Origin of the sequence: Rhodococcus sp. 05-2254-2 (assembly GCF_002259095.1) — a bacterium.
In the GTDB taxonomy this organism is placed as follows: Bacteria; Actinomycetota; Actinomycetes; order Mycobacteriales; family Mycobacteriaceae; genus Rhodococcoides.
Genome location: NZ_NOZJ01000003.1, coordinates 141,257 through 155,399, shown reverse-complemented (window position 1 = coordinate 155,399; position 14,143 = coordinate 141,257). Strand labels below are relative to the sequence as shown.

Here is a 14,143-nt window from a genome sequence, read left to right as displayed (position 1 = left end):
AAGCGAGTATGTCAGCCGAAGGGCAGCTGTTCGATCAGGCCGAGCGATCGCTCGCGCATCTCCACCTTGCGCACCTTGCCGGTGACCGTCATCGGGAACTCGTCGACCACGTGCACGTACCGCGGGATCTTGTAGTGAGCCAACCGCCCGTCGCAGAACTCACGCACCGCTGCCGAATCGAGCGGCGCAGCATCGTCTTTCATCCTGATCCACACCATCAGCTCTTCACCGTACTTCGGGTCGGGCACACCGATCACCTGCGCGTCGAGGACGTCGGGATGGGTGTACAGGAACTCCTCCACTTCGCGGGGATAGATGTTCTCGCCGCCGCGAATCACCATGTCCTTGATCCGTCCGGTGATCGCCACGTAGCCATCGTCGTCCATCACCCCGATGTCGCCGGTGTGCATCCACCCCTCGTCGTCGATGGCCTCGGCGGTCTTCTCCGGCTGCTCCCAGTAGCCCAACATCACCGAATACCCGCGCGTGCACAGCTCGCCCGCCTCGCCGCGCGGCAGTGTGCTGCCCTCGATCGGATCGACGATCTTCACTTCGAGGTGCGGACCGACGCGTCCGACGGTCGACACCCGTTGCTCGATGGAGTCCTCGCTCCGAGTCTGCAGGGACACCGGCGAAGTCTCGGTCATGCCGTAACAGATCGACACCTCGGCCATCCCCATGCGCTCGATCACCTGCTTCATCACCTCGGTGGGGCACGGCGATCCGGCCATGATGCCGGTACGCAGACTGCCGAGGTCGAAATCCTCGAAGTTCTCCAGTGCCAGTTCGGCGATGAACATCGTCGGGACTCCGTAGAGCGACGTGCACTTCTCCGTGGAAACGGCCGTCAACGTCGCGACCGGATCGAACGAGGGCCCGGGAATCACCATCGCTGCGCCGTGCGACGTGCACGCGAGATTGCCCATCACCATGCCGAAGCAGTGGTAGAACGGCACCGGAATGCACACTCGATCCTCGGCGGTGTAGTGGCAGAGTTCGCCGACGAAGAATCCGTTGTTGAGGATGTTTCGATGACTGAGCGTCGCACCCTTGGGGAAACCCGTTGTCCCCGAGGTGTACTGGATGTTGATGGCGTCGTCGCAGCGGAGCCGCTCGGACACATCGGTGATCATGCGCGGAGTCTTCGCCAGCGCTCGATGCCCGCGATCGGTCATCGCTTCCCACTGGATGCTCCCGATGAACAGCACCTCACGCAGAGACGGCACCTCGGGGCGGGCGTCGTCGATCATCGCCGCGTAGTCCGACCCCTTGAACTCCCTGGCCGACAACAACACCGACACCCCGGCCTGCTTCAGCACGAACTGCAACTCGTGCGAACGGTACGCGGGGTTGATGTTGACCAACACGGCACCGACCTTGGCCGTCGCGTACTGCGCCAGAACCCATTCCGGGCAGTTCGGTGCCCATATCCCGACGCGGTCCCCCACCTCGACACCAGCCACGAGCAAGCCGGCCGCCAACAGATCGACGTCGGCGACGAACTCCGAGTAGGTCCACCGTCGCCCGGACGCAACATCTATCAGCGCATCGCGATCCGAGTACCGCGCCGCAGTTCGATCCAGATTCGCACCGATCGTGTCGTCCAGCACCGCTGTGTCCGACTCACCGGAAGAGTAACTGTCCATACGGCCACGGTAGTGAGCCCGGTCACCCTCGGCCACCCCCGAATAGGGGGATGTCACTCGAGGGTGAGGGCCTCGGCTGCCTCGAGCACATCGGCTCGCGAGGTGTCCTTCAACGCCACACCCGACCGCCCGAGCTTCCTGGCACCGGCCAACAGGCCGGCCACGATTCGTGCCGACTGCGCATACCCCTGGCCTTCCGGCGGATGGATGTTGGATACGCAATTGCGATCGGCGTCGGTGCACCCGGGTTTCGGCAGATGCGTCAGATAGATACCGAGACTGTCGGCGACCGACAACCCCGGACGCTCCCCGATCAGCACCAACACCGTCCGCACACCCATCGCAGCCGCGATGTGGTCACCGAGCGCCACCCGCGCCTCGGTTGCAATCACCGGAGCCGCGATCGAATAACGATCGGAGAGCTCTGCTTTCAGCGCTTCCAGCATCGGCACGCCGTGATCGGCGAGCGCACGTGGGGACAACCCGTCGCCCAGCACGATGCCGATCTCGCTCTCGGAATTCACCACCTCCGACAGATCCTTCGGTTGCCGACCGAGATCTGGCCGTCGCAGGTACTCCGCGCGACTCGTCGCCAACGACGTCACCACCGACGGCGAACCGAGACCGACCTGCTCCACCCGGCCAACGAACTCCACGACCTCGAGCGGCATGTGCACAGCATCGCGCGCCGCAGCATGCGCCGAGCGAAACTCGAGCACCCGCGTGGTCGGCAACGAATCACCGATGCGGCCCAACCCGATTCGAGCCTGCGTCATCGCGCGCAACTCGCCCCAGAACTCTACTTCCGGTCGTTCCGCTGGCGTGCTCATCGCGCACTCATCAACGCGCGCAGCGGCGATCCCGCGGCATCGACGTCGAGGACTCTGCCGTCGGCGTCCACCATGCCAAGTCGGGAGAGCCACGACTCGAATTCCGGTGCGGGTCGCAGACCGAGAACCTGCCGAACGTAGAGCACGTCGTGAAAGCTCAACGACTGGTAGCCGAGCATGACGTCGTCGGCACCCGGCACCGCGATCACGAACGCGACCCCGGCGGTACCCAGGAGCGTCAGCAGGGTGTCCATGTCGTCCTGGTCGGCCTCGGCATGGTTGGTGTAGCAGACGTCGACACCCATCGGCAGTCCCAGCAGCTTGCCGCAGAAGTGATCTTCGAGGCCCGCCCTGATGATCTGTTTGCCGTCGTACAGGTACTCGGGCCCGATGAATCCGACGACGGTGTTGATCAGCAGCGGCTCGAGATCGCGGGCCACCGCATACGCACGCGTTTCGAGGGTCTGCTGATCGACGGGGCGGTCGCCGGTACCGATGTGCGCGCCCGCCGACAACGCCGAACCCTGGCCTGTTTCGAGATACATGACGTTGTTCCCGACGGTTCCGCGGTGCAGCGATCGGCCGGCCTCGTTGGCTTGCCGAAGCAGCGGGATGTTCACTCCGAAGCTCGAATTGGCTCCTTCGGTGCCCGCGATGGACTGGAACACCAGATCGACCGGAACGCCCTTGTCGATCAGTTCCATCGTCGTCGTCACGTGCGAGAGCACGCACGACTGAGTGGGAATCTCGAAGCGTTGCCGGATCTCGTCGAGCAGGTGCAGCAGTTCGGCCGTCGCCTGAGGTGAGTCGGTCGCCGGGTTGATCCCGATGACCGCGTCACCCGATCCGAGCAGCAACCCGTCGAGCGTGGCCGCGGCGATTCCGCGGGGGTCGTCCGTCGGGTGATTGGGCTGAAGCCGGGTGGTGAGCGTTCCGGGCAGTCCCACCGTCGTACGAAAAGCCGACGTCACCTGCACGGCTCGAGACACCGCGATGAGATCCTGGTTTCGCATGATCTTGCTGACCGCTGCCACCATCTCCGGAGTCAGTCCGGCGGCCACCGACCGCAACGTCGCGGCCGCGTCCGGCCTGGCGGTGACCTGGAGCAGCCAGTCCCGCAAGCCTCCGACGGTCAGGTGCGACACCGCTCCGAAGGCGATGCGATCGTGTGAATCGATGATTAGCCGGGTGACCTCGTCGCTCTCGTACGGCACGAGCAGATCCTGCAGGAAGACGTCGAGCGAGACCTCCGACAATGCCCACTGGGCTGCCGCGCGCTCGGCATCCGATTCCGCTGCGCAGCCTGCCAATTCGTCGCCCGATCGAAGCGGTGTCGCCTTGGCCATCAAGTCCACCAACCCGTCGAAGGTGTAGGTGGTGCCCGAGACCTGCTGGGTGTAGATCGTCATTCCAGCTCGGCCTCGGCCTCGGCCAGCGCAGCGAACTCCTCGTCCGGCGAGTTCGCGACCAGATGATGCCTGCTGTAGATGCCGAAGTAGGCCATGAACGCGACGAACACGCCGAGGCACCACAGTGCCGCTGTGGAATCGACGACGAACGTGGCGACAACGGCGAGCGCTGCGACGATCAACGCGAATCCGGTGGTCACGACGCCGCCGGGGGTTCGGTACGGGCGTTCCATGTTCGGCTCCTTGCGACGGAGCACGATGTGACTGACCATCATCAGTACGTAGCTCAGCGCCGCGCCGAACACGGCCATGTTCAGCAACATTGCGCCCTGACCGGTCAGTGAGAGCAGAAAGCCGATGACGCCGGGGACGATCAAGGCGAGCGTCGGGGCCTTGCGAGAGTTGGTGATGGACAGTGTCTTCGGCAGGTATCCGGCACGCGAGAGCGCGAAGAGCTGGCGCGAGTACGCGTACATGATCGAGAAGAAGGACGCAACCAGTCCGGCGAGGCCGATGTAGTTGACGATCTTGCTCGCAGTTCCGTCACCGAGGGCTTCCACCAACGGATTTCCCGATTCCTTGACGGCGTCGGCACCGCCTGCGCCGGTCACCAGGAGCAGTACGACAGCACCGGTGACGAGCAGCACGCCCATGGCGGCGATGATGCCGCGTGGGACGTTCTTGGTCGGATCCTTGGCCTCTTCTGCGGCCAGCGGAACGCCTTCGATCGCAAGGAAGAACCAGATGGCGAACGGGACGGCAGCCCAGATGCCCAGGTAGCCGAACGGCAGAAATCCCGAAGCTCCGGCTGCGTCGGTGGGCGCGATGTCGGTCAGGTTGCTCGCGTCGAATTGTCCGATGGCGGCGACGGCGAACACGATGAGTCCGACCAAGGCGATCGCGGTGATGACGAACATGATCTTGAGGGCTTCGCCTGCGCCGGAGAGATGGATTCCGATGAACACCGCATAGACCACCAGGTAGACCCACCACCCGTCGGTGATGCCGAACAGCCCGAGGGATTCGACGTAGGCACCGATGAACGTCGCGATGGCGGCGGGAGCGATGGCGTACTCGATGAGAATCGCTGTACCGGTGGCGAATCCGCCCCACGGTCCGAGAGCGCGGCGGGCGAAGGTGTAGCCACCGCCGGCCGCGGGCAGCGCCGAGGACATCTCGGCCATGCCGAGCACCATGGCCAGGTACATGCCCGCGATGATGATCGCCGCGATGAGCAGACCACCGAAGCCACCCTCGGCGAGACCGAAATTCCATCCGGAATAGTCGCCGGAGATGACGTAGCTGACTCCGAGGCCCGCCAGCAGGACCCAGCCTGCCGTTCCCTTCTTCAGGGTTCGCTTGGCCAGGTAGTCACCGCCCTCGACGTGTGACTGAGTGCTCTCGTGGGAGCCCGATTTCGGAGGAGACGACTGGGGGTCTACTACGGACATGACAAGCCTCTCGTAGCCATAACGCTCGGGACGACGGTCACGCCCGAGGGGACGATTCACAACAGGTGTGGCGCGCGAATCGGTTCACGATAGGCGCGTGATGTAAGCGGCGCGTCATCGATGAATGACGGGCGAATTACGGCTGGTACCCGACGGCGTTGACGTCGCCGAGGTCTCCCTCGTCCGGTTCGGCGACTGTCAGTACTGCGTCCACCACAGCTCTGTTGGCTTCCAACTCACGCTCCAGCCGCCGGAGCGTGTGCGCGATGCGTGATTCTGCGAAATCACCGACGAGATCGACACTCGCCACCACGTAGAGCTGTTTGGGACCGACGAACTCGATGCGAACGAACCGGACCGACGCCACGTCGGGAAGTTCCTCGATCCGCTGCACCACCGCGTTCCATAATGCTCTCGATCCCGGTTCGCCGGTGAGGAATCGGCGGTTTCGATCGATGAGTACGAACGCGACGATTCCGAGCAGCACACCCACCAGAATCGAGCCGATGGCGTCGAAGGCAGCGTTACCGGTGAGCTGATGCAATCCGATTCCGGCACCGGCGATGACTATGCCGATCAGTGCGGCACTGTCCTCGGCGAACACTGCGCGCAGTGTCGGATCCGAGGTCTCGAGCGCGTGATCGAGAAAGTCTCTGTGGTACTCGGCGGCCTCGCCGCGAATCTGTCGAACCGATTGCAGAAACGAGACTCCCTCGAGCAGAAATGCGATGCCGAGCACCACGTATGCGACGAGGTAGTTCTCGCTGCTCGATTCGCCGGCGAACAGCGAGGTGATGCCGTGCCACACCGACACCGCCGCACCGGCGACGAAGAGTCCGACCGCTGCGAGAGTCGACCAGAAGTAGGTCTCCCGCCCGTAGCCGAGTGGCCGTCGTTCGTCCGGTCCGCGCGATCCCCGACGATTGGCGACGAGCAGGAATATCTCGTTCCCGGTATCGGCCCAGGAGTGCGCGGCTTCGGCAACCATCGACGCAGATCCGGTGAACACCGCTGCACAGGTCTTCGCGATCGCGACGCCGAGGTTGGCGACGAAAGCGATGACCACGGTGCGCAGGCTCTCGTCACCCTCGACGTGGTCGGACTTCGGTGCGCTCTTCATCGTTCGCACTGTATGCGCTCCGCGCAGTGGTGCGGCTGAGTGCCGCCTGGGGCTCTCAGCCGCGCCACTGCCGCAGGCATTCAGCCCTGGAGCATCCCCGGAACGGGACATGCGTCGACGGCCTCGGCGACCACCAGCGGATCGTCGGGGATCTCCGGCCGTCGGCCTTCTTCCCAGTCGACACCCGCGAGCGGTGGGTACTCGGCGAGGATGTCGTTCTCCTCGGCGGTGTACGCACGTCCGCGGCTGAGGAAGCGCACTCCCTCGGGCGATTCGAGCGAGAACCCACCGCCGCGGCCGGGAACCACGTCGAGCACGAGTTGCGTGTGCTTCCACGCCTGGAACTGAGACCCCGAAATCCACACCGGTACACCGTCGCTCCCGCTCGGGAGGTCCTGTGGGACCTCGCCGACGCCGAGCCTGAGGTCGATGTACCCCAGGAGAACGTCCCGGTCGCCGACGATGAATTCGCCGGCGGGATAACACATCGGCGACGACCCGTCACAGCATCCCCCGGACTGATGCATCATCAGTTCGCCGTGGATACCGCCGAGGCGACGGAGCAGGTCCATCGCCTCGACGGTGGTCTTCAGCCGCGCAGGCGGCCGAGGGGCATTCATCAGAAGAAGCCCTGTGCCTTCTGGGCGTAGCTGACCAACAGGTTCTTGGTCTGCTGGTAATGATCGAGCATCATCTTGTGATTCTCACGGCCGATACCCGACTGCTTGTAGCCACCGAACGCCGCGTGCGCGGGGTACTGGTGATACGTGTTGGTCCAGACGCGACCGGCCTGGATATCGCGGCCGGCACGGTAGGCGATGCCGCCGTCCCGCGACCAGACGCCTGCGCCGAGCCCGTACAGGGTGTCGTTGGCGATCTCGATGGCGTTGTCGTAGTCGGTGAACGACGTGACCGAGACGACCGGCCCGAAGATCTCCTCCTGGAAGATGCGCATGTTGTTCTTGCCGGTGAAGATCGTGGGCTGCATGTAGTAGCCGCCGTTGAGGTCGCCGCCCAGCTGTGCGCGCTCGCCGCCGGTGACGACCTGTGCGCCCTCACCCTTGCCGATCTCGATGTACGACAGGATCTTCTGGAGCTGATCGTTCGAGGCCTGTGCGCCGATCATGGTCTCGGTGTCGAGCGGATCTCCCTGTCGCACAGCCTTGGTACGGATGGCTGCGAGGGCGAGGAACTCGTCGAAGATGTCGGCCTGGATCAGCGAGCGCGACGGGCAGGTGCACACTTCACCCTGGTTGAGGGCGAACATCGTGAAGCCCTCCAGCGCCTTGTCCTGGTAGTCGTCGTTGGCCTGCAGCACGTCGGAGAAGAAGACGTTGGGGCTCTTGCCACCGAGCTCGAGTGTCACCGGGATCAAGTTCTGCGACGCGTACTGCATGATCAGGCGGCCGGTGGTGGTCTCGCCGGTGAACGCGATCTTGGAGATACGCGGGCTCGAAGCCAGCGGCTTGCCTGCCTCGACGCCGAATCCGTTGACGATGTTGAGCACGCCCGCGGGCAGCAGGTCGCCGATGATCGAGATCAGGTGCAGGATCGACGCGGGGGTCTGCTCGGCGGGCTTGAGCACCACTGCGTTACCGGCGGCGAGGGCGGGGGCGAGCTTCCACACGGCCATGAGGATCGGGAAGTTCCACGGGATGATCTGCCCGACGACGCCGAGCGGCTCGTGGAAGTGGTAAGCGACTGTGTCGCTGTCGATTTCGGAGAGCGATCCCTCCTGCGCGCGGATGCAGCCGGCGAAGTATCGGAAGTGATCGATGGCCAGCGGGATGTCGGCGTTCAGTGTTTCGCGGATCGGCTTGCCGTTGTCCCAGGACTCCGCCAGCGCGATGGACTCGAGGTTGTCGGCGATGCGGTCGGCGATCTTGTTCAGGATCACGGCACGCTCGGCCGCGGAGGTCTTGCCCCATGCGGGGGCTGCGGCATGTGCGGCGTCGAGCGCGAGCTCGATGTCCTCGGACGTGGAGCGGGCGACCTCGCAGAAGTTCTCACCGGTGACGGGAGTCGGGTTCTCGAAGTACTGGCCCTTGACCGGCGGTACCCACTCGCCGCCGATCCAGTTGTCGTAGCGCGACTGGAACGACATGACGGAATCGGCGGTACCTGGACGGGCGTAGACGGACATTGAAAATCCTCCTGATCGACACGTGCTTCACAGTTGATGCGGTGTGTGATTCAAGACACTAGGGCTTGCAACGTTGCAACTACGTTGCCGATTCCGAGGACGGCCTGGAGCGACCGGCTCCTCAGATGCCGAGATCGCGGTCGAGTAGGTCGATACGCGCACTGACCTGCCCGTAGAGCGCGGAGTCGCGGCTGAGCGTGGCCCGGTACGCCTCCCATGCGATGACGTCCGTGCGGCCGTGGATGGACGAGGTCCACTGCGCCAGCAGCACTGGATCTCCGAGTCGGAGCAATGCGGCCTGCATCCGAGACCGCAGTTCCTCGCGGATCTCCTCGATTCCCGGCGCGGACGACCCGGGAAGCACCGGGCCCGAGTAGATGCGCAGAGCAGCGTCGACGTCGCCTCGATCCAGGGCTCGTCGGATATCGCCGACGTCGGAGGACAACTCGCCGACCAGCCGGTAGGGCCGCGATGCCAGGCCTGCAGTACCGAAGGCCTTGCGCAGCCTCGACATCTCGGCGCGTATGGTGACCGAGTCGAGTTCCTGCTCGTCGAGCAGAACGGCGAGGTGGTCGGAGCTCAGGCCTTCGGGATGCTCACCGAGCAGAAGCAGAATTTCGGCGTGCCGCTGCGAGAGCGGTATCCGACCGGATCCGCGCACCACTCCCGGCCGTCCCGATCCCAGGACCTCGAGCCGGGGAGCTGTGTCGCCCAATGATTTCGGCGAGTTCATCAGATGCAGGCGCAGCTCGGATTCAGCAGCGGCGACCGTTGCGCGTACCAACGAGAGCACCTCGGGCACCGCTACCCGCGGGCCACCGGTGATATCGATGGCTCCCAGGATGTGACCACTGGTGGGGTGGTGCACCGGTGCCGCCGAGCAGCTCCACTCGTGCACCGACCGCGAGAAGTGCTCGGATGCGAAGATCTGCACGCTGTGATCGACCGCGAGCGCAGTGCCCGGGGCGTTGGTACCTTTGCTCTCCTCGCTCCAATCGACCCCCTCGGCGAAGTCCATCGCGAGTGCTCGGTCCTTGGCCGCAGAATCACCCTCGACCCACAGCAGGCGTCCCTCGGCATCGGAAATCGCAACGAGCAAACCGGTGTCGGACGCGTCCTCGACCAGAAGCTTTCGAATCACCGGACGGATGATGGCCATCGGGTGTCCGTTGCGGTAGCGCTCGAGGTCCGCACCGGTCAGCGCTGGAGTGTCGTTGCCACCGTCCGGGTCGACACCCTTGGTTCGGCTGCGCATCCACGAATCGAGAACGACCGACCGGACGGCCGACCCATGGGTACGAACATCGTCGACGAAAGATTGATGGGCACTGGACATCTGGCGCGCGAGCACAGCGACGTCCTCGCCGGGGCGCACTGCGACCCAGGGGTTGCCACCACTGTCCGATCGGCTTGCCATTCGACGCTTCCTCCGTGACCTGTCCACATCGTTGTAACCCAGCTCACACGCAAGGATACAGCCGTGGCCGACGCGCGCGGCCGTGGCCGGTTGCGCCGACCCCGAGTGCCTACTTCTTCTTGACGGCCGTGGTGATGATGTCGTTGCTGGTGTCACCACTGGATTTGGCCCGCTTGTCTGCGCGCTTGTCCTTGAGCGATTTGCCGGATTTCTTGGTCATCGTGTTGCGGGGCGATTTGTCCGACATGGCAGTAACCCATCTATCGGGGAACCTGAACGGTCCCCAGACCACGAACGCTACGCCTACACACCCTCACCGTGGTCTGCAACAGCCACCGGTCGTTCCGCCGGCTCCTCTCCCATCAACGCAGCGGCGCGTTCGGCCAACATGATCGCCGTCGCGTGCGGGCCGCGGCTCGGCACCATCGGGAACGCCGAAGTATCGATCACGAAGACTCCATCCACACCGCGCACGCGGCAGTGATCGTCGAGCACCGACCCCGGATCCGACTCGGGTCCCATCCTGGCGCTACCGGACAGGTGCAACGACGTGCCCAGTGCCGCGAGAGGGTCGTCGACCGCAGGGACCTCGACGCACGCCATGGACGACGATGCGATCAGATCTCGCGCCAGTGCGACGCCACCTCGCACCGCCTGCCGATCACCCTCCGATTCGAGATAGCGGTAGCGCACGTCCGGAGCCTCGAACGGATCCGTGCTGCGCAGCGCGATGCTCCCTCGTGCCGTCGAGCGCATGAGGCCGACACCGAACACGTGCGGACCTGCGGGGAGCCCGGAAATGAGTCGGTCGAATCTCCCGGTGTACGGCCTGATCTCCACGTCGCCCGCATGCAGCACCGCTTCCAGAGCACGAGATGCCGTCGGGAATTCGTTCGTCGTGACGACGGGAACGGCAACCTCGGGATGGTCGCTGAAACCCTGGCCGACTCCAGGACTGTCGGCGACGACCGAAATACCCAGCGCAGCAGCGCTTTCCGACGGTCCTATGCCGGATCGAAGCAGTAGGGCAGGAGTATGCACCGCGCCGGCCGAGACGACAACGGTGTCGGACTCGACGACACTACGTACACCGTCGGCGATGAGCTCGACCCCGATCACCTTGCTTCCCTTGAATATCAACGACGCGACCGTCGTATTCCCCTGTACCCGTAGGTTCTTCCTTCCGACGACCGGCAACAGATATGCCAGAGCGGCACTTACGCGGACCCCGTCGCGAATATTCGAGGGCACGACGCCCACTCCCCCCACGGCCGCGTCGGGAGCGTTCAGGTCCTCGTGGAACAGAAAGCCCGCGTTCGTAGCGGCCTGCACGAATGCCGCCGTCACGGGATGTCGGTCCTGCGCGGGAGTGCGCGAGACCGGCATCGGTCCGTGGGAACCGTGCCACCGACCGGTCGCCCCGGCATCGAGATCGGTTTCGGAGCCGATGTAGAACGGCAACACCTGATCGAAGGACCACACCGACTGCGGCCACGCGTCGAAGTCGCCCGGCGTGGCGCGGACGAAGTATCCGCCGTTCACCGCGCCGGAGCCCCCCAGCACCCGGCCTCGCGCGATCGTCCGAGACACATCCGCCGCGAGTTCGGCCGTGTAGGTCCCCACCCATTCGCTCCCCGGGCCGATGGGAAGCGTCGACGCGTCGAGCAAAGCCGCCGGAACATCGGCGACGCCGGAGAACGCAGGCCCGGTTTCGAGCAACAGCACCGACCGATCCGGATTCTCACTGAGCCTCGACGCAACGACGCAGCCGCAGGAGCCGCCTCCCACGACGATGACGTCCGCGTGCTCGATTCCGATCACACCGTCTGCGGGGCGGGCCCGGCTCGCACCGCGTCAGCCGTCCAGGCGGGGCTTGAGCGCGTCGATGCTGCGCGCGGACAGTGCACCGCGCCACAGGCCTGCGCCGTACGCAACATCATCGGCACGTTTGTAGAACGCGTACCGAACCGGGTCGAGACCGCCGAGTTCCCGATGCTTGTACCAATCCGAAAACGCCTCTGCAACAGCCAATCCCAGCGCTATTCTACGAATACGACTCGACAGCAGCACGGCGAGCAGGGTGATCGGCCAATAGTGTCGACACAGGGCCGACGCCAACTGCCACAACCCCGCCACGAAACCCTCGGCAGCGAGAATGGCCGCGATTCGCGTGGGCTGATCCAGACCGACGAACATCTTGCGCAGGCGAACGATCGTGACACCGAGTGTGGCGGCGGCACCGACGAGTCCGATCCTCGTCAGACTCGCGGCGAGCAGACACGCGACCAACGTCCACGGCGACATCGCGATGGGCGGCACCATTCCCGGATGACGTGCCGACAACGGTGTGGCACCGGTCCCGTAGAACAGCTTGCGTGCGAACCACTCGACGAAGGTGACGCGATGCTCGTGCGCGACGTGAGCGACGGGTTCGTAGCGCAGTCGCCAACCCGCTTCCTGCAATCGCCAGCACAGGTCCACGTCCTCGGCCACGTGCATCGACTCGTCGAATCCCTCGCAGTCCATCGCCACCGACCGACGAATCAGCATTGCCGCACTGGGCACGTAGGAGACCGAGCTGCCTGCGCGTACCGCTGCTTCCCTGCGACCGAGGTCGAGGGACGAGCGCGCGTGTTCGTACCTGGCCAGGGCGCTGCCCTCGGGCTCCAGCGCGACGATTCGGGGTGCCACCAGCGCCACGGCCGGATCCGAGAAGTGCCCCAGCATCACCTCGAGCCATCCCTTGCGCGGAACGACGTCCGAGTCCAGGAAAGCCACGAAATCAGTTGTTGCACATCGCAATCCCGTGTTTCGTGCCGCAGCGGGTCCGCGCGAGTGCTCGTGTCGGAGCACCGTCACGCTGCCCACACTCCACGAGACCCGCGGCACTGCGACCGGAACGTCCGACCCGTCGTCGACGATGATGACGTGCAGACCGTGGAGTGCTGCGATCAAGCGCTCCAACCCGGCCTCGTTGTTCTTGAGCGGTACGACCACGGTGACGTCGCTCGGCGACGGAATCGACATCGGGCGCGGGTTCCCGACACCCGAGTCGAGCAGTTTGCGAGCGACGAGAGCGGACTGCGAGTCGGTCACTTCGATGAAACCGTCACCGATCATCGCCGCTGCCGTCGGTGCGAGCTTGAGCATGCGTGTCGGTGAACCACCGATCAGGACTCGTCCTTCGGAGAATGTGCGTACGCGTGGATCGACTCGCACCCCGAAGCCGTCAGGCAACCGACCTTCACCCATCAGGAGATCGTAAGCGGACGAGACGCCGAAGTGTCGGCCACCCGTGAAATCGGACGGAACATACCCATGCCCCGTTTTTCCGGAATCGTCGGACGGCCCCTCAGCAGGCATTCCATCGAGCTCGTTCATGTGATCACTCCGTGCTCGGAGGGACTCCATCTCTGCACAGCGTCGCCGGCGCGGGTGCAGAGCTGCTCGAACATCCGACGCCCCTCCTCCGGATCGGCCCCGGTGGGATCACCGAGCACCCCGTTCGCAGTGATCGGTGCCATGCCGTCGACGCGAAGCGCAGGCAACAGGTCGGCGATGTCGGCGACATTGCCCACCTCGGCCTTGCTCATGTTCACCACCTCGGGCGAAAGGTGCAGCAGCAACGACGTTTCGGTGCGCCCGGCGTGAGCATCTGCTCCCGGTATCGCGCACGGAAACCACACGACGTCGCGGCCCTCGTAGCGCAGCAGCAGTACGGCAGAGCGCACGGTGGGGCCGTTGCCTCCGTGTCCGTTGACGAACACCACTCGCTCGGCCCAGCGGCATGCAGAACGTCCGTACTCCACCAGAACCGATTCGAGCGCTACGGCCCCGATCGAGACGGTGCCGGGAAATCCCTCGTGCTCGCCACTGGCTCCGTACGCGATCGCGGGGGCCACGAGAGCATCCTCGATGGTGTGCGCCACGGCGGTTGCGATACGAGTGTCGGTATCGAGCGGGAGGTGCGGACCGTGCTGCTCGATCGAGCCGACCGGCACCACCAGGGTGCGAGACCCGTCCAGGTCCGGCCAGTACTGCGTACCGAGGGGGTCCGTGGCCATGAGTGCAGATGCTATCGGATGGAACGAGGACGTCACGCCGCCGAAACACTGCGACGATAATCT

12 protein-coding genes are annotated in these 14,143 nt (G+C 64.8%); all 12 read right to left on the bottom strand.

Annotated elements, in window-relative coordinates; all coding sequences use genetic code 11:
* Nucleotides 1-11 precede the first annotated feature (11 nt).
* Nucleotides 12-1,646 (bottom strand): AMP-binding protein, encoded by a 1,635-nt coding sequence (locus CH283_RS05425; protein ID WP_068051480.1) that lies wholly within the window; start codon nucleotides 1,644-1,646, stop codon nucleotides 12-14.
* 53 nt (nucleotides 1,647-1,699) lie between these two features.
* Nucleotides 1,700-2,476, bottom strand: a complete 777-nt coding sequence (eutC, locus tag CH283_RS05420; protein ID WP_094639119.1) for an ethanolamine ammonia-lyase subunit EutC — start codon at nucleotides 2,474-2,476, stop codon at nucleotides 1,700-1,702.
* A complete protein-coding gene (locus CH283_RS05415) occupies nucleotides 2,473-3,885 on the bottom strand; it encodes an ethanolamine ammonia-lyase subunit EutB (RefSeq protein WP_068051484.1) in 1,413 nt (470 codons plus the stop codon). The genes eutC and CH283_RS05415 overlap by 4 nt, the downstream gene beginning before the upstream one ends.
* Complete coding sequence (eat, locus tag CH283_RS05410; protein WP_094639118.1) at nucleotides 3,882-5,336, bottom strand: ethanolamine permease; 1,455 nt, start codon at nucleotides 5,334-5,336, stop codon at nucleotides 3,882-3,884. Before eat ends, CH283_RS05415 begins: the two co-directional genes overlap by 4 nt.
* A 136-nt stretch (nucleotides 5,337-5,472) precedes the next feature.
* Nucleotides 5,473-6,456 (bottom strand): cation diffusion facilitator family transporter, encoded by a 984-nt coding sequence (locus tag CH283_RS05405; RefSeq protein WP_094639117.1) that lies wholly within the window; start codon nucleotides 6,454-6,456, stop codon nucleotides 5,473-5,475.
* 80 nt (nucleotides 6,457-6,536) lie between these two features.
* On the bottom strand, nucleotides 6,537-7,076 hold the full coding sequence (locus tag CH283_RS05400) for a DUF779 domain-containing protein (protein ID WP_176460346.1): 540 nt from the start codon (nucleotides 7,074-7,076) through the stop codon (nucleotides 6,537-6,539).
* Nucleotides 7,076-8,599: an acetaldehyde dehydrogenase ExaC gene (exaC, locus tag CH283_RS05395; RefSeq protein WP_068051492.1), complete on the bottom strand. Its 1,524-nt coding sequence runs from the start codon at nucleotides 8,597-8,599 to the stop codon at nucleotides 7,076-7,078. Before exaC ends, CH283_RS05400 begins: the two co-directional genes overlap by 1 nt.
* Nucleotides 8,600-8,720: 121 nt before the next feature.
* Nucleotides 8,721-10,016, bottom strand: coding sequence for a transcriptional regulator (locus tag CH283_RS05390; RefSeq protein ID WP_068051494.1), 1,296 nt, complete (start codon nucleotides 10,014-10,016; stop codon nucleotides 8,721-8,723).
* A gap of 109 nt (nucleotides 10,017-10,125) precedes the next feature.
* Nucleotides 10,126-10,263, bottom strand: a complete 138-nt coding sequence (locus tag CH283_RS28190; RefSeq protein ID WP_176460347.1) for a hypothetical protein — start codon at nucleotides 10,261-10,263, stop codon at nucleotides 10,126-10,128.
* Nucleotides 10,264-10,319: 56 nt separating this feature from the next.
* Nucleotides 10,320-11,837, bottom strand: coding sequence for a mycofactocin dehydrogenase MftG (mftG, locus tag CH283_RS05385; RefSeq protein WP_255183094.1), 1,518 nt, complete (start codon nucleotides 11,835-11,837; stop codon nucleotides 10,320-10,322).
* A 33-nt stretch (nucleotides 11,838-11,870) separates the two neighbouring features.
* Nucleotides 11,871-13,268, bottom strand: coding sequence for a mycofactocin biosynthesis glycosyltransferase MftF (gene mftF / locus CH283_RS05380; protein ID WP_094639178.1), 1,398 nt, complete (start codon nucleotides 13,266-13,268; stop codon nucleotides 11,871-11,873).
* 125 nt (nucleotides 13,269-13,393) lie between these two features.
* Complete coding sequence (gene mftE / locus CH283_RS05375; protein ID WP_068051498.1) at nucleotides 13,394-14,080, bottom strand: mycofactocin biosynthesis peptidyl-dipeptidase MftE; 687 nt, start codon at nucleotides 14,078-14,080, stop codon at nucleotides 13,394-13,396.
* Between the last annotated feature and the right edge of the window lie 63 nt (nucleotides 14,081-14,143).